General features: G+C 66.6%; 13 protein-coding genes. 2 read left to right on the top strand and 11 right to left on the bottom strand.

The annotated features are described in order from the left end of the window. Positions 1 to 186: 186 nt before the first annotated feature. The 10 genes from ABZ942_RS37075 to ABZ942_RS37030 form a co-directional block, all read right to left on the bottom strand. Positions 187 to 1,728 carry a M28 family metallopeptidase gene (locus tag ABZ942_RS37075; RefSeq protein WP_357390520.1) on the bottom strand — a complete coding sequence of 514 codons (1,542 nt, stop codon included), beginning with the start codon at positions 1,726 to 1,728 and terminating at the stop codon, positions 187 to 189. Between the two features lie 259 nt (positions 1,729 to 1,987). Beyond that, positions 1,988 to 3,451 (bottom strand): MDR family MFS transporter, encoded by a 1,464-nt coding sequence (locus ABZ942_RS37070; protein WP_357390518.1) that lies wholly within the window; start codon positions 3,449 to 3,451, stop codon positions 1,988 to 1,990. Positions 3,452 to 4,099: 648 nt separating this feature from the next. Beyond that, positions 4,100 to 5,245 (bottom strand): galactonate dehydratase, encoded by a 1,146-nt coding sequence (gene dgoD / locus ABZ942_RS37065; protein WP_357390516.1) that lies wholly within the window; start codon positions 5,243 to 5,245, stop codon positions 4,100 to 4,102. After that, on the bottom strand, positions 5,242 to 5,997 hold the full coding sequence (locus ABZ942_RS37060) for an SDR family oxidoreductase (RefSeq protein WP_357390514.1): 756 nt from the start codon (positions 5,995 to 5,997) through the stop codon (positions 5,242 to 5,244). The genes dgoD and ABZ942_RS37060 overlap by 4 nt, the downstream gene beginning before the upstream one ends. A gap of 17 nt (positions 5,998 to 6,014) precedes the next feature. Continuing rightward, entirely contained in the window at positions 6,015 to 6,959 is a 945-nt protein-coding gene (locus ABZ942_RS37055; protein ID WP_357390512.1) for a sugar kinase, read from the bottom strand. A 150-nt stretch (positions 6,960 to 7,109) separates the two neighbouring features. Then, positions 7,110 to 7,721 (bottom strand): bifunctional 4-hydroxy-2-oxoglutarate aldolase/2-dehydro-3-deoxy-phosphogluconate aldolase, encoded by a 612-nt coding sequence (locus tag ABZ942_RS37050; RefSeq protein WP_357390510.1) that lies wholly within the window; start codon positions 7,719 to 7,721, stop codon positions 7,110 to 7,112. Beyond that, positions 7,711 to 8,616 carry an SMP-30/gluconolactonase/LRE family protein gene (locus ABZ942_RS37045; RefSeq protein ID WP_357390508.1) on the bottom strand — a complete coding sequence of 302 codons (906 nt, stop codon included), beginning with the start codon at positions 8,614 to 8,616 and terminating at the stop codon, positions 7,711 to 7,713. Before ABZ942_RS37045 ends, ABZ942_RS37050 begins: the two co-directional genes overlap by 11 nt. Before the next feature lie 53 nt (positions 8,617 to 8,669). Next, a complete protein-coding gene (locus ABZ942_RS37040; RefSeq protein WP_357390506.1) occupies positions 8,670 to 9,728 on the bottom strand; it encodes an ABC transporter permease in 1,059 nt (352 codons plus the stop codon). Then, positions 9,725 to 11,248 carry a sugar ABC transporter ATP-binding protein gene (locus ABZ942_RS37035; protein ID WP_357390504.1) on the bottom strand — a complete coding sequence of 508 codons (1,524 nt, stop codon included), beginning with the start codon at positions 11,246 to 11,248 and terminating at the stop codon, positions 9,725 to 9,727. The genes ABZ942_RS37040 and ABZ942_RS37035 overlap by 4 nt, the downstream gene beginning before the upstream one ends. Beyond that, positions 11,239 to 12,288 (bottom strand): substrate-binding domain-containing protein, encoded by a 1,050-nt coding sequence (locus ABZ942_RS37030; protein ID WP_357390502.1) that lies wholly within the window; start codon positions 12,286 to 12,288, stop codon positions 11,239 to 11,241. Before ABZ942_RS37030 ends, ABZ942_RS37035 begins: the two co-directional genes overlap by 10 nt. A gap of 142 nt (positions 12,289 to 12,430) precedes the next feature. Here ABZ942_RS37030 and ABZ942_RS37025 point away from each other — a divergent pair, with 142 nt between their 5' ends. Beyond that, a complete protein-coding gene (locus ABZ942_RS37025) occupies positions 12,431 to 13,663 on the top strand; it encodes an ROK family transcriptional regulator (protein ID WP_357390500.1) in 1,233 nt (410 codons plus the stop codon). Between the two features lie 152 nt (positions 13,664 to 13,815). Beyond that, a complete protein-coding gene (locus tag ABZ942_RS37020; protein WP_357390498.1) occupies positions 13,816 to 15,237 on the top strand; it encodes a cytosine permease in 1,422 nt (473 codons plus the stop codon). Here the strand turns inward: ABZ942_RS37020 and ABZ942_RS37015 are convergent. Beyond that, positions 15,219 to 15,662 carry a pyridoxamine 5'-phosphate oxidase family protein gene (locus ABZ942_RS37015; protein WP_357390496.1) on the bottom strand — a complete coding sequence of 148 codons (444 nt, stop codon included), beginning with the start codon at positions 15,660 to 15,662 and terminating at the stop codon, positions 15,219 to 15,221. The two genes, ABZ942_RS37020 and ABZ942_RS37015, sit on opposite strands and share 19 nt — an antisense overlap. Positions 15,663 to 15,722 lie beyond the last annotated feature (60 nt).

The following is a 15,722-nucleotide window of genomic DNA, read 5'->3' as shown; positions in this document are numbered from 1 at the left end:
CCAACCCCGCCGAAGCACTCGACCAACTACTCTCGAACCCGACCAATCCACCCGGTGTTGCAATAACCGCCTGAATCCGCCTCAGTGCAGGTCCCGAGTGAGGGTGCAGATTTTGCTGGTGGGGGCAGAGAGCAACCCGGCGGGGCGGAGCCGCCGGGTTGCGTTCTGCCGGAGTCCCTTCCAGACCTACATGGTGAGTCCACCGTGATGGGTCTGGGTCTTTCCGCGCTGGGCGGGTGCGGACTTCACGGCGGGGGTGCGGCTGGGTGGGTTGTCGCTGAAGGCGAAGGTGGCGATGGAGTAGGCGATGGCGCCGGTGTTCACGGTCAACGCCTTGTCGTTGATGTTGCTGATCTTGTCGCAGGCTGAGTGGTAGCAGGAGTCGTACGCCTTGCCTGCTTGGCCGCCGAACATCTTCTGTTCTTCGGCGGTCTTGATGCCCTCGGCACCGGTGAACAAACCACCGACGGGGATGCCGATCGCCATGAACGGGCCGTAGTCCGAACGCCCGTCGAGCGCTGTGGGGACGTGCGGCAGGCGGAGGAAGTCGAAGTAGCGGGCCAGGTTCTTCTCGATCTCGGCGGAACCGGCCGGTCCCCCGCTGCCGTCATAGATCATGTATGAGAAGTTCGGCGACGCGATCATGTCGTAGTTGGCGTAGAGCCCGATCTTGCTGCGGTCCGCCTCCGGCAGGTTCGCCACGTAGTGGTCGGAGCCGAGCAGGCCGAGTTCCTCGGCACCCCACCAGGCGAACCGAACCTTGTTCTTGGTCGGCGCCTTGGCCAGTTGCAAAGCGACCTCGAGCAGACCGGCAGTGCCGGAACCGTTGTCGTTGATGCCGGGCCCGGCGAGCACGGAATCGAGGTGCGCACCCGCCATCACGACCTTGTCCGCGTTGCCGCGCTTGGTCTCCGCGATGATGTTGTTGGTGGTGCGAGTGGTGCTCTCGGTATCGGTCTTGAGGTGGACGACCGTGTTCGGCTTGGCGATGAGCTCCTGGCCGATGGCGAAGCTGGTGCCGACCACCGGCAAGGTGAAGCCGGGCCCGCCAAGTGTTCCGGTGAAGGTGTCGGTGCGACCCGGCTGCCCCTCGTTGAAGATGATCACGGCCGACGCCCCTGCGGTCTGGGCGTTGCGTGCCTTGTCGGCGAAGGGGCAGGTGCCGCGCTGGATCAGCGCGATGTTGCCCGCCGTGAAGCCGGCGAAGTCCTGTGCCTCACAGCCGGAGGTCGAGCTCGGCTCCGGAGTGGGCGGCAGGGTCAGGTCGACCGCCTGGACGGTCCCCTGTGCGTTGCCCGAACCCGAGTAGGTCAGGGTGGCGAAGTCGCCGAGCTCGCTGCTGCCCGGCGCAGTCGGCTTGTAGGTCTTGGCGACGGGTGCGACCTGCTCCATCGCCGCCGTCGACTTCTCCTGGAAGAACGGGAAGTCGAACTTCTGCACCGTCACCTGGTAGCCAGCCCCGCGCAGCTTGCCTGCCACGTAGTCGCTGGATTTCTCGAAGCCCGGCGTGCCGGAGGCACGGGTGCCGCCGTTGGCGTCGGCGATCTTCTGCAACTCCTGCAGGTGCCGTTTGATGTTGGGCGCCTGGACCGAGTCGGCCAGTTGTCGCTCCGGTGGCGCGGGGTCCGCGTGCGCGGTCCCGACCAACGCGAGGGAAAAGACGAGGGGTAAAGCGGCGGCAGCGGCGATGAGGCGACCGGCACTGGCACGGCGGAAGATGTGGGGCATGTGGGCTCCTCCAAAGGGACGGAATAATCCCGATGGTCGGAGGTTAAGCCGGTATGTCGCATTGGTGAAACCCCAGTCGAAGTGGGGAAAGTGGTTGCGCAGGTGCGCCATCCGTGGCGCGCGGTGAGGTGGGCGCAGCGCTCCGGCGTCGGCAAAGTTGGTGTGATGTCGGCTCCGAACAACCGGTTTTGCGAGGGCCGAGAACGACGAAACCCCCGGCGTGCGAACGCAACCGAGGGTTTCGTCTACCGAATTGAAGTCAGTGCTTGATCAATTCGGGTGCCGCCGTTTCGGATTCATCGGACCCCTCCGGATCGGCCGCCCGGTTCGGCAGCAGCACCGCCGCGACGATCACGACCAGCGCCAAGACTGCGGACACGAGGAAGGCCAGGCGCATGCCGTCCAAGTGCGCGGTGACCGCGTCGACGCCGTCCTCGACGAGCGAGGTGCTGCGAGCCGACATCACGGTCACCACCAGTGCGGTACCGAACGCCGCGGCCACCTGCTGCAGGGTGCCCAGCATCGAGCTGCCGTGCGAGTACAGGTGATGCGGGAGCGCGCCGAGCCCGAGCGTGAAGACCGGCGTGAAGGTCAAGGCCAGCGAGACCATCAGCAGGATGTGCAGGCCGAGCAGCTGCCAGTACGGCATGCTCATCGAGATCTGGGTGAACCCGGCCAGCGACGCGGCGATACCGATCGATCCGGGAATCACCAGCAACCGTCCGCCGAACCGGTCGAACAGCCGCCCGATGCTCGGTCCGAGCAGACCCATCGCCAACCCGCCCGGCATCACCAGCAGGCCGGTCTCCAGCGGGCTCAGGCCGCGCAGGTTCTGCAGGTACAGCGGCAGCAGGATCATCGACCCGAGCATCGCCATGAACGCGACCGACATCAGCACCAGCGCCTTGGCGTAGGTGGCTGCCAGCAGGACCCGCAGGTCCAGCAGCGGCGTGCCGGAGCGCTGCAGACTCAGCTGACGGAACACGAACCCGGCGATCAGGGCCACACCCCCGGCGACGATCAGCGCCGGGCTGGTCAGGTTGCTGGCCTCGAAACGGCTGAGCCCGAACACCAATCCACCGAAACCGAGCGCGGCGAGCACCACGCTGGTCCAGTCGATCGCACCGGCTTGCGGCTCGCCGACGTTCTCCAGCTGTCGCAGGCCGAGCCAGGCGACCACCGCGGTGATCGGCAGCACCAGCACGAAAAGCCAACGCCACGAACCGACCTGCAGCACCAACCCGGAAATCACCGGCCCCATTGCGGGCGCCACCGAAATGGCAAGGGTGACATTGCCCATCACCCGGCCGCGGTCGCGTTCGGGCACGACGGTCATCAGGGTGGTCATCAGCAACGGCATCATCACCGCGGTGCCGCCGGCCTGGATGACCCGTCCCAGCAACAGCACCGCGAACGTCGGCGCGACGGCCGACAGCGCGGTGCCGGCCAGGAAGACGCTCATCGCCGTGGCGTAGGCCGTTCTGGTCGAAACCCGTTGCAAGAACCACCCGGTGGTGGGAATGATGGCCGCCATCGTGAGCATGAACGCGGTGGAGACCCACTGCGCCGTGCGCTCGGTGACGTGCAGATCCTCCATCAGCCGCGGGATCGCGTTGATCATGATGGTTTCGTTCAGGATCACCACGAAGGTTGCGAGTACCAATACCCGGATTACCAGCGGTGTCCGTCCTCCCGTCGTGGGAGCGGATATGTGGGCGGACATCGGGTACCTCCGGCATAGACGTTGAGAGCAAGTACGGGCCCGGGGTTGTGGTCCCGGCGCCTCAAAGAATCAGACGGACTCGGGAGCTCGAACTCATCGGGCGCGCATCAGTAAACCGTTCGGTACCGACAAAGTTCATCGGGTTTTCCTGCTGATCCGGCTGCGATCTCCGCCGAAATACCTGATCAGGGGCATTTTATCGATTGACTACAAGATCAAATCGTGAGCCTGATCACTTATCGTGAGGGACTGACGCAACAACGACACGACGCTTCGTATCGCCGGAGAGACCGACGCGACGTCGTTGGCCCGCGCGACGCGCAGCATCGCCTCGACCACACTGGGCCGGGGTAAGGCGCGACGTCGGTCCGAGGAACGCGGCGACGACGGATCGGGTGAGTGGCGGTCGGATGCCGCGCAGCAGCCGGGCGATCGTCAGCAGGGCCGCGTACTCGAGGCGTTGGCGTCGTGGCGCGGGTGCGGCCGTGCCGTGCCACGGCAGGATGGGGTTGCCCGTTCCCGCGATCTGGACGTGGAGCGTGCCCAATTGCGTTGGTATGTCGCGGGTCTCGACTGCCACGATGGTGTCCGCCGCCCGTGCCCTTTTCTCGTCACCGATGATCGAGACCGGCAAACGTTACGCCGGGTTCACCATTCGGCGAAGGCACCGTCCTTGCGGTGCCAGATCGGGTTGCGCCATCGATGGCCCAGTTCAGCGGCTCGGGCCACTGCCTTCTCGTCGATTTCGATGCCGAGCCCTGGCGCGTGCGGAAGGTCGACGTAGCCATCGCGGTACGCGAAGACGGCCGGGTCGACAAGGTAGTCGAGTAGGTCGGATCCGGTGTTGTAGTGGATGCCGAGGCTTTGTTCCTGGATGAGCAGGTTGGGGGTGGCGAACCCGACCTGCAGGCTGGCCGCCAGCGCGATGGGGCCGAGTGGGCAGTGCGGCGCGATGGCCACATCGCGGCTCTCGGCGAGGGCGGCGATCCGGCGGACCTCCGAGATGCCGCCCGCGTGTGAGAGGTCTGGTTGGACCACGGCGACGCCCTGGTCGAGCACGGTGCGGAAGTCCCAGCGGGAGTAGAGCCGTTCGCCGGTCGCGATGGGAATGCTCGTCGCGCGGGTGATCTCGCCGATCCGGTCGCTGACCTCGGGCACCAGCGGCTCTTCCACGAAGAACGGCAGGTACGGCTCGAGCAGCGGCAGCACCCGGCGCGCCATCGCGACGGACAGCCGGCCGTGGAAGTCGACGGCGATGTCGAAGTCGTCGCCGGTGGCCGCGCGCACGGCGGCGACGCGGTCGACGATGCCGGTGGTCGCGCGCGGTGTATCGATGGCCTCGAGTTCGGCCGATCCGTTCATCTTGATCGCGGTGAAGCCCTGCTGCTTTCGCTCGAGCGCGGCCTGCGCGACATCGTCGGGTCGATCGCCGCCGATCCAGCTGTACACCCGGACCCGATCGCGGACCGCGCCGCCGAGCAGCTGCCAGACGGGGACGCCGAGGGCCTTGCCGGTGATATCCCAGAGGGCCTGGTCGATGCCGGCGACCGCACTCGACAGGATCGGGCCGCCGCGATAGAAGCCGCCCTTGCTGAGCACCTGCCAGTGCGCTTCGATGCTCATCGGATCCTTGCCGATGAGGTAGTCGCCTAGTTCGTCGACGGCGGCGGCGACGGTGTGCGCACGGCCCTCGATCACGGGTTCGCCCCAGCCGGTGAGGCCTTCGTCGGTGTCGATGCGCAGGAAGCACCAGCGGGGCGCGACCAGGTAGGTGGTCAGTGCGGTGATCTTCACCGTGATTCCTTTCGTACGCTCCAGCCGCCGTCGACGACGAGGTTGGCGCCGGTGATGAACGAGGCGTCATCGGAGGCGAGGAAGGCGACCGCGGCGGCGACCTCCTCCGGCGCGCCCAAGCGGTCCAGGGCGGTGGCTCGCGCGGATAGTCGCCTGCCCTCCTCGTCGACGTCGTCCCAGACCGGGGTGAGGACGGGACCGGGCAGGATGGCGTTGAATCGCACTCGGGCCGAGCCATATTCGACGGCGAGCTGCCGGACCAACGCGGTCAACCCGCCTTTGGCCGCGGCATACACCGGATATCCGGGCAGCCCGAACTGCGCGTGCACGCTGGAGATGGCGACCACGTTGCCGGCGCGGGCGCGCAGATCGTCGATGAAGGTGCGGACACCGAGGAACAGTGGCGTCAGGTTGATCGCCAGCCCTTCGTCCCACTGCGATCGGGTCAGTTCGTGCGCGGGGATGGTGGCTTGCTTGGATGCGTTGCTGCACAACGCATCCAACGGACCGAACAGCTCGTTGACTCGGTCCCGCAGCTCGGCCCACGAATCTTCTTGCGAGACATCGCATCGCACGAATTCGGCGCGATGACCTGCCGCCCGAATCTTCGCGGCGACTTCCTCGCCCGCGGCCTCGGCGATATCCGCGATGACGACCGAGGCTCCCTCGGCGGCGAGGCGCTGCGCCGTGGCGGCACCGATACCCGATGCCGCGCCGGTGACGACCGCGACTCGGTCTGCCAGACGACTCAATGGGTTTCCTTTCATCGTCAACGTTGGATGTCTGTGCCGGTGAGCAAGTCGAGTTCGTGCCGGAACGGCAGACCGGCCCAGTCGCCGGGTACGGATACCGCGAACGCGCCGCAGGTTGCGGCCAGCCGCAAGCGGTATCGGATCGAACCGCCGTCGAGGACGCCCGCGAGGTATCCCGCGACGAACGCATCACCGGCGCCGACCGGATCGACCATGGTGACCTGGACCGCTGGTTGCCTGAGCACTCTGCCGTTGTGCAGTGCGAGTGCTCCCTCGGCGCCGAGTTTCAGCACGACCTGCGACGGGCCCAGTGCGGCAAGGGATTCGGCCATAGCCGCCGCACTGGCGGTGGGCACCAGCAGTGCCGCTTCCTCCGGTCCGGCGAAAACGATGTCGGATCGCGCCACCAGTTTCGCCAGTTCCGCGGCAGCCTCGGAGCGAGGCCACAGTGCACTGCGGTAGTTGATGTCCAGCGATACCGTCACGCCCGCATCAGCCGCGACGTCCAGCGCGGCGTGCACTGCATCGCGTGCGGTCGAACTCAGCGCCGGCGTGATGCCGGTCAGGTGCAGAACACCCGCCGCGGCGATCTGTTCCTTGTCCACCTCGGCCACTGACAGCCGGGAACCCGCAAGTCCCCGTCGGTAGTAGGTAACTCGGATCCGGTCCGCCGTACGCCGTTCCCGCAGCATCAAACCGCTCGGCAGCTCCGAATCGATCCGGCACCGCGAAACATCCACGCGTTCGGCCCGCAGTCGATCCAGCACCATCGTGCCGACCGCATCGGCACCGACACTGCCCACCCACGCGCTGTCATGCCCCAACCGGCTGACACCGATGGCAACAGTCGCTTCGGCCCCAGCGAAATCCATCCGCATCGCGGCCCCCGGAGCCAACGGTCCCGGCTCTGTCGCCGCCACCACTCCGATCGCTTCGCCGAGCGTTATCAGCTTGCCTCTCATGCCAATCCGCTCCCGCCCAGCCGGCCCACTACTCGGTCGCGCACGAAACTCCGCGGCGCAATTCGTCGATGCTCACCCACGACCGCACCTCGCTGCCCCTCGTCCACGTCACGCGCGAAATATGCTGCGCCACAGTTCATTCGCTGCCCCTCATGACAACTGCTTACGCAGTACAGAAATGCGTTCGCGCAGGGCGTTGAGGTCGCCGCCGGTGCAGGCGTCGCCGATGAGGGGGGAACCTATGCCGAGGGCGGTGGCACCTGCGGCCAGGTAGGCCTTGGCGTCGGTAGGGGCCACGCCACCGGTTGGCACCAAGGGGATTTCCGGTAGCGGGGCGCGGATGGCTCGGAGGTAGTCGGGGCCGCCGACCGAGGCCGGGAAGACTTTGATCATCGTGCTGCCCGCGGCCCAGGCGTGGTGAATCTCGCTGGGGGTGAACGCTCCTGAGATCACCGGGATGCTCAGCCGGTTGCCCTCCTCGATGACCTCGTCGCTGACGATCGGGGTGATCAGATAGGCGGCGCCGGCGTCGATCGCACGACTCGCGTCCTCGGCGGTGCGGACGGTGCCCGCGCCGATCGGGTGCGCGAAGTCCGCGCAGTCACGCAGCGCGTCCAGGGCGCCTTCGGTGGTGAGCGTGAATTCCACTGCGGTGATGCCGGATTCGTGCAGCACAGCGGTGACTTCGGCGAAGCGGGTGGCGGATGGCGCGCGCAGGATCGCGATCACCGGTGTATCCAGGTTCAGGAGATCATCGGCCATCGCTGCGCACCAATCTCGTGTCGGAGTAAGGGGTTGCTTGCAGCCCGACGGCACCGGGGACGCAGGTGAACAGACGCCCGGCGCCGGGCTCACCGGCGGCCTTGCCCTCCGCCGCGGTGGTGATCACCAAGACGTCCAGGTCCGGCCCGGCGAACACACAGCTGGACACCTGCGAGGGGCCGACCTCGATGATCACGCGCCGGTGCCCGGTGGGGTCGAAAGCGTGCACCTGACCCGCGCCCCAGACCGCCACCCACACCCAGCCCTCGCCGTCGACGGTCAGTCCGTCGGGCTCGCCGTCCTCGAATCGCGCGAACGGCTTGCCATTGCCGAAAGTGCCGGTGACGATGTCGTATTCGAAGGCGTCTATGCGCCGGGTCGGGCTGTCCACGTAATAGAGGACGGTGCCGTCGGGGCTCCAGTCGAGTCCGTTGGAGATGGTGACCCCGTCGCGCAGGGTGCTCAGCGCGCCGTCGGGGTCGAGCCGGTAGAGGGCGGCGCTGCCCTGGACACCATCCTCGGACATGGTGCCCGCGAGCAGGCGTCCGTGCGGGTCGACCTTCGCATCGTTGAGTCGCCGCCGAATCCCGTCGTCCGGCAACGGTATTGCGGCGATCGGGGTGGCCGTGCCGTCCCCGTCGACCAGATAGAACGTGTCGCCCACGGTGGCGAGCAGGCTGCCGGATGCGCAGGGCACAACCGCGCTGACCGGAGGTGTCAGGCTCACCGTCGATCGGTGGGTGAGATCCAGCGTCGCCCGGTCGAGTTCGGCTCGATGGATGTGTCCGCCGCGAATGTCCACCCACAGCAGTTCGCCGGTTCGGTTGTCCCACAACGGGCTTTCACACAGTCGTCCCGGCGCCGGAGCGCACGGATGCGCGCGCAATGTGATCATGGTTCACTCCTGAAGTCTCGGTCGGCCCGCGGCCGTCTGCTTGCAGGCCACGGCTAGGTCGGCAACCCCACCGCACGTTCACCGCTGCGCCGCTGCTGAATCACCACTGCGGCCACGAGTAGCGACCCCTGCGCGACGTTCTGCCAAAATGTGTTGACACCAACAACATTCAACCCGTTGTCCAGCGCGCCGAGCAGCACGACCGCCAGCAGCGTGCCGCCGACAGTCCCCTTACCGCCCTTGAGCGCGCACCCACCGAGCGCCGCCGCGGTGATCGCCTTCAGCTCCAGACCCTCGCTACCCGACACCGGCTGCCCGGATCCCGTTCGCGCGGTCAGGATGATGCCCGCGAGCGCGGCCACTACACCGGCGAGCACGAACACCGCGATCAGGTACTTGTTGATGTTTATGCCGGAAAGTCTTGCGGCGGTGTCATTTCCGCCGATGGCGTAGATGTTGCGGCCGATATCGGTGTATTTCAGCAGCACATGCACGGCCAGCGCGACGATCGCGAGGATGATCACCGGAACCGGCAGCCCGACGATCTTGCCTCGGGCCAGGAAGATGAACAGGTCGTTGTCCAGCACGAATCCCTGCGCCTTGCCGCCCGAAATCAACTGGGCCAGACCCTTGTACGCGGCCAAGGTGGCCAGCGTCGCGATCACCGGGTTCACCCGGCCATAGACGATGATCAGCCCGTTCACCAGGCCGAGAACCACGCCGACACCGACCGCGGCCAGGATGCCGAGAAAGGCGTTGCCGGAGGTCGCGGTGAACGCCATCGCACTGATCACCGACGCGACGCCCGCCTGCGAGCCGACCGAGATGTCGAGCGCGCCGCAGATGATCACCACGGTCTGCACGACGGCCAGCAAGCCGAATACCGTTACCGCGTCACCGATTCCGGCCAGGTTCGCCGGATCGAGATAGCCGTCGTTGAGCGAGCCGAAGATGGCGACGATGACCGCGAGCGCACCGATCAGGCTGAGGTTTCCGGGGCCGATCGCATGCAGTAGCCGTCGTGGCGTGAGCGCGGCGGTGTAGCGGTTGAGTGCCGGTGCCGGGGTGGAAGTCGCCGCCACCGGCGGCAATTCGAGTTGTTGCTCGGTCATTGGTTCCCTCGAGATGTAAGCGACGTCAGATCATCGGCCATGGCGAGCGCGAGGATGGCCTCCTCGCTGGCCGCGCTGCGGTCCAGTTCGCCGGTGACGCGGCCGTGCTGCATGACGACGATCCGGTCGGCCAGGCCGAGTACTTCGGGTAGTTCGGAGGAGATCACCAGCACGGCCACCCCCGCCTCGGCCAATTCCTCGATGATTCGGTAGATCTCGGCCTTCGCGCCGACGTCGACACCGCGGGTCGGCTCGTCCAGGATCAGCACCTTGGGTTTGCGGGCCAGCCAGCGGGCCAGCACCACCTTCTGCTGATTGCCGCCGGAGAGTTTGCGCACCTCCTGCTCGATCGAGGGCGTGCGCACCCGCAGCGAATCGACGTACCGCTGGGCGAGCCGACGCTCCTCCCCCGCCTTGACGAAGCGCAGCCGTCGCAGCTGATCGAGCATGGCCAGCGAAATGTTGTCCCGCACACCGCGATGCAGCAGCAGCGCTTGCGCTTTGCGCTCCTCCGGTGCGTAGCCGACGCCGGCCCGCACCGCGTCCCGCGGCTGCCGCAATCGCAGCTGCTTGCCGTCCACCGACACCGTGCCGGAGCGGATCGGATGGTCGCCGGCCAGCGCACCCGCCAATTCGGACCGGCCCGCGCCGACCAGCCCGGCCAGCGCGACCACTTCACCGGCGCGTACCTGCAAACTCACGTCCCGCACGTCGTCGGTGGTGACCGCGTCGACATCGAGGACGACCCGGCCCGGCGTGCTCGGCCCGCGGGTGAACAGCGTGGACAGGTCGCGCCCGACCATCATCCGGACGATCTCCTGATCGTCGGTCTCCTCGGTCGCGCGCACGCCGACCAGCGCACCGTCGCGCAATACCGCGACCCGGTCGGCGAGCTGGAAGATCTCCCGCATCCGATGCGACACGTAGATCACCGCCAACCCACGCTCGCGCAACCGGCCGATCAGGGCGAACAGCGATTCGGTCTCGTGGTCGGACAGCGAGGAGGTCGGCTCGTCGAAGGCGATCACCTTGGCGTCGGTGGTCAGCGCCCGCATGATCTCGACCAGCTGTCGTTGTGCGGCAGTCAGTTTGGAACCGAGGGTGTCCGGGTCGAGGTCGCGATCGAAGCCGAGTCGGGTCAGGTCGGTGCGCATCCGCTCACGCAAGGCCGCCCGGTCGAGCAGGCGGCCCGCCCGGCGCGGCAGTGCACCGAGGTAGACGTTCTCGGCGACCGAGACGTGCGGCACGATCTCCGGCTCCTGGCCGATCACCCGGATCCCGGCGGCCCGGGCGTCGGCTGGGGTGGCCGGTTCGAGCACGATCCCGTCGAGCTCGAGCCGGCCGCTGTCGGGGCGGTGATCGCCGCCGATGATCCGGATCAGGGTGGACTTGCCTGCACCGTTCTCCCCCATCAGCGCGGTCACCGCGCCGGCGGGGAAGTCCAGGCTCACGTCGCGCAGGGCGGGCACCCCGGCGAAACTCTTGCTGAGGCCGGTGGCGCGCAGGCCGGTCAGCTGCATGTGACGCCCGCCTGCTGCCAGCTGGTGGAGTCGACCATCGTGGTCGGCGCGAAGGCCTCGGCGGGCATCGCCTTGCCGTTCTTCAGGTAGTCGTAGATCGTCTGCACCGCGAGCGCGCCGACGTCCTTGCCGTTGATGAACAGCGCGGCTTTGAAGCCGGTCGGCTTGCCGCCGCGCCACTCCTTGCAGGCCAGGTAGGCGCCGAGGCCGACGCCGAGCACGTTGTCGGCGGCGTAGCCGGAGTTCTGGATGGCCGCGACACCACCGCTGACGTTCTCGTCGTTGCAGCCCATGACAATCCAGTTCTTGACCGACCGGTTGCCCGCGACCGTCGCGGAGATCTTGTTCTGCGCATCCGACGGGGTGTTGTCGGTGCCGACATCGATCACCTTGACGTCCACCCCGGCGGCCTCGCGGAAGGCCTTCTTGTTGGCCTCGACCCGGTCGGTGCAGACCGTCACGTCCTGCTTCCAGGCGTCGACGATCGCGGTCTCCTCCGGCTTCCAGGCCGCCTTCTTGAAGTCCTCGCCGGCCCGGCGGCCGACCTCGGTGCCCATCTGCGTGCCGCTGAAGCCGACGCGCGGAACCAGTTGGTCCTTGGCGCATTTCGACGGGTCCGGACCGGTCGTGCAGACCTGGTCGTCGGAGGTGAGCAGTGCGACGCCACCGGTCTTGGTGAGCTGCGCGACCTGCGGGCCGACCGACGGATCGGGCACCACGACGATCACCCCGCTCGCCTTCTGGTTGATCGCGTTGTTGACCTCGGTGACCGCCTTGTTCGCGTCATTGCCCAGGTTCACGACCTTCAGGTCGATACCGAGTTCCTTGGCCTTCGCCTTGGCGCCCTCGGCCTCGCCGATGAAGTACTCCTGGTCGCCCTGTTTCTGGGCGTACACCAGGCTGACCGCGCCCGTCTGGTGCTGTGGGCCATTGGCGGCCGAATCGGATTCCTTGCCCGATGAGCAGGCGGTCGCGGCCAGCGCCAGCGACACCCCGCACAGCACGGCACTGGTCCAACGTCGTCGATGGGTCCAGGACATGGGCACTCCTCGGTGATCTGACGCACACTCGCGTCGTGTAGTGATGCCGGTTACAGTAAGACTTCCGATAACTGTTGTAAATACTGTTGGTCGAAGTCGTTGGGTATGTTTGCGACCACCAGCGGACGAGGAGGCCCGACCCGTGTATCAGCTGACCGCGCGCGACATCCGACGGCGCAACAGGTTCGGCGTACTACAGGCGGTGTATGCCGCCGTCGGTCATATCAGCAGGCAAGAGATCGCCCGGGTCACCGGCCTGTCCTTCGCCACGGTCGGCAACATGATCTCCGAGCTGCTCGACGTGGGCGTGCTCGCCGAACTCGGCTACGACGCACCCGGCATCGGCCGGCCGCGCGCCCAGCTCGCGATCAATCCCGAGCGCGGCATGCTGGTCGGCGTCGATATCGCCGAAACCGCCATCCACTTCGACCTTTTCGATCTGGCGATGACGGTGCTGCGCTCGGTCGAGATCCCGGTCGACCCCGCGGCCACCACACCCGACGACGTCGTCGCGCTGATCACCCGCGGCATCGGCGAACTGACCGCTGCCGACGCCGACAAGGTGCTCGGCGTCGGACTCAGCGTGCCAGGACTCGTCGATCCGATCGGCGGCACCTCGGTGTTCTCGCCGTACTGGCACTGGCACGACGTGCCGCTCTCTCAGCTGCTCGAACAGCATGTCGCCCACCCGCTCTATCTGGACAATCCGCTGAAAGCCAGTACCGCAGCACATCTTTGGTTCGGTGCGGGCCGGGACGTGGACGATCTGATCGTCGTCACGTTGCGCGCCGGGGTCGGTATCGGCGTGGTGGTCGATGGCGCGCTCTATCGCGGCGTCACCAACAGCGCGGGCGAATGGGGGCACACCAACCTGGTGCTCGACGGACGCGAATGTCGTTGCGGGCGAATGGGTTGCGTCGAGTCGTACGTCAGCGCGCCCGGCATCGTGCGCACCCTGCGCGAACTCGCGCCGTCGAGCACCCTGATCGATACCGACGATGCCGCCACCATCGCGGCCATCGCCGCGGCCGCCGCGGCCGGTGACGCCGCCGCGCTGGCGGTCATCGACAAGACCGGCCAGTATCTCGGTGTCGCCGTGGCCAACCTGGTGAACCTGTTCAATCCGCGGACCATCGTCTTCGGCGATCTCGTCGCGGACCATCTCGGCGCGCCCCTGTTGGACATAACCCGCCGCGTCGCAGCACATCACGCGATGACCGACCCGTTCGACGCTGTGACACTGCAACTTTCAACACTCCCCCACAACCCTGCCAGCCTCGGCGCGGCCACCTTCGCCCTGGAAGGCTTTCTCGCCGACCGCGAAACGTTCGGTTCGATCGCGGCCCGGCGCGCCCAGCGGACATCCACCCCCTGATCTCCCGTCGTCCTGGTCGCCGCACTGCGGTGACCACAGGTTTATCTGTCACCGGCCACCGGGTACTGCCCGCAAGTGGTAGGCGTTGTAGGCCCGCTTCGGGATCGAGCTGCCGTACAGCACAGCCATTCTGGCAATCAGAAAGGTCGCTCATGTCAGAAGACCGCGCTACGGATGCCGAGGATCGGCACTATCGCAGCAAGGTGTCGGTGGTCGAGCCATACGGCGTCGAACATATCCCTGCCGCCGAGCGGCACGGGTCGCCGAGTTCCCAGTTCTTTATCTGGTTCGCCGCGGGCATGAATTTCCCGATCATGGTGCTCGGCTTCGCCGCAGTGAGCTACGGGCTCTCGCTGACCGCCGCAGTCACGGCGATTGTGCTCGGGTCGCTGGTTGGCGCGATCGTGCAGGGGGTCTTGGCGCAGATGGGTGCCCGCCTTGGTGTGCCGCAGCAGGTCCAGTCCCGCGGTCCACTCGGCTTCTTCGGCAACTTCTTACCGGTTGCGTACATCAATGTTTTCGCGGGCATCGGATGGGCCGCCGTCACAATAATTCTCGGAGCGCAAGCCCTGCGCCACCTTGCGCCGATCATCCCGTTCTGGCTGTCGGCCTTGGTGTTGGTCACTGTGCAGCTGGTGGTTGCCGTGTTCGGCTACAACATGATTCACCTGCTGCAGAAGATCTTGTCGTTTGTGTTGTTCGTCGGCTTCGTGCTCGTCACCCTCGCGTCGGTCTCGCATAGCGACGCCGTCGACTTCGCCGCGAGCAGGGCAGCGCCGTCCTACATCGGTGCCATCGGCGGGTGGATCACTTTCGCCGGATTCTTCATGTCGTTCCTCATCGCGTGGTGGCCCTTTGCCTCGGACTACTCCCGTTACCTTCCCGACGACCGGACCACTGCCGCGAAAGCCGGCGTCTACACGCTCGCAGGTAATTTCGTCACGCTGACCTGGCTGGGTGTTGCCGGCGCTCTTCTCGGAGGATCTGCGGTCGCCGGCGAGGAGCCGATCGCAGCACTCGCGCGCCTCACCGGTTCCTGGGCACCGGTGGCGATGATCATCGTGGTGTTGTCGTCGTTCTCTCAGAACTTCCTCAACATCTACGGCGGCGCCATCTCGGTACAGACGCTGCGCATTCCGGTCAGCCGCCGCACCGCGGTAGTCGCCATCTGCGCCACCGCATACGTCGTCAGTCTGTGGGCCGGCGCGGGTTTCGAGGCCAAGTTCAAGAACTTCCTCTTTCTCGGTGCGTACTTGATCGCACCGTTCGGCGCGGTGCTGCTGCTCGACTACCTCGTCGGCGGACGCAAAGACAAGGGGCGTATCGCGGAGCTCTACGACGAATCACGCATTCTCGATTGGGGATTCGTCGCGTGGATTGTCGGCGTCATCGTGTCGATCCCGTTCTGGAACCTGTCTTTCTTTCATGGCTGGGTTACCGAACGCCATCCTGAGTGGGGCGACCTCACCTACTTCGTGGGGTTCGCTACCGCGACCGTCGTGTACCTGATCAGCTACCGCTTACCGCTGCTGTGGCAAGCGAAGGACCGTTCTAGTTACGACTCGTCGGAGTAGTCGGCGGTGAACCACCGGTCGGGGCGAATGCTGTACAGCGTGTTGAACCGCGCGGTGTCGGTTTGGTCGATGTTATGCACGAACTCGCGTCCGGCCCGCGCGCCGAGGTAGCGCACAGCGATGTCTTCGCGCGCCTGCCTGGGTGCGGGCGACGCGATGTCGACGACGGTGCCTTCGACGATCACGTACTGGTAGGGCGGGTCCTCATTCTGAACGACGAGCGTGACCACGCCTGCCTTCTCGATGAGTTCGGCCTTGCGTCCCGATCCGCCGGTACTGAACCGAATGTTGCCACCGGGGGTGTAGTCGTACCACATCGGGACGCTCGCCGGAGGGCGGTCGTCGGTGGCGGCAACCGAAAGCACCGCAACGTGCTTGCGTGCGAGGAAGTCCTGACGCTCGGCTTCGCTGAAGTGTCTTGGCATACGCCCAGCAATAGCATGGGCCGCGTCGTCATTGCTGGAACGACGAGTGTCTACGGCATG

It is taken from the genome of Nocardia sp. NPDC046473, assembly GCF_040645995.1.
Classification (GTDB): domain Bacteria; phylum Actinomycetota; class Actinomycetes; order Mycobacteriales; family Mycobacteriaceae; genus Nocardia.
Note: the sequence above shows the minus strand (reverse complement) of the source record. Positions and strands in the feature narration are given on the sequence as shown.

Coding starts and splice junctions, on each gene's coding strand:
- ABZ942_RS37040 (WP_357390506.1), bottom strand. CDS start 9,728: ATGACCGAGCAACAACTCGAATTGCCGCCGGTGGCGGCGACTTCCACC.
- ABZ942_RS37075 (WP_357390520.1), bottom strand. CDS start 1,728: ATGCCCCACATCTTCCGCCGTGCCAGTGCCGGTCGCCTCATCGCCGCT.
- ABZ942_RS37050 (WP_357390510.1), bottom strand. CDS start 7,721: ATGGCCGATGATCTCCTGAACCTGGATACACCGGTGATCGCGATCCTG.
- ABZ942_RS37030 (WP_357390502.1), bottom strand. CDS start 12,288: ATGTCCTGGACCCATCGACGACGTTGGACCAGTGCCGTGCTGTGCGGG.
- ABZ942_RS37015 (WP_357390496.1), bottom strand. CDS start 15,662: ATGCCAAGACACTTCAGCGAAGCCGAGCGTCAGGACTTCCTCGCACGC.
- ABZ942_RS37055 (WP_357390512.1), bottom strand. CDS start 6,959: ATGAGAGGCAAGCTGATAACGCTCGGCGAAGCGATCGGAGTGGTGGCG.
- ABZ942_RS37020 (WP_357390498.1), top strand. CDS start 13,816: ATGTCAGAAGACCGCGCTACGGATGCCGAGGATCGGCACTATCGCAGC.
- ABZ942_RS37045 (WP_357390508.1), bottom strand. CDS start 8,616: ATGATCACATTGCGCGCGCATCCGTGCGCTCCGGCGCCGGGACGACTG.
- ABZ942_RS37035 (WP_357390504.1), bottom strand. CDS start 11,248: ATGCAGCTGACCGGCCTGCGCGCCACCGGCCTCAGCAAGAGTTTCGCC.
- ABZ942_RS37070 (WP_357390518.1), bottom strand. CDS start 3,451: ATGTCCGCCCACATATCCGCTCCCACGACGGGAGGACGGACACCGCTG.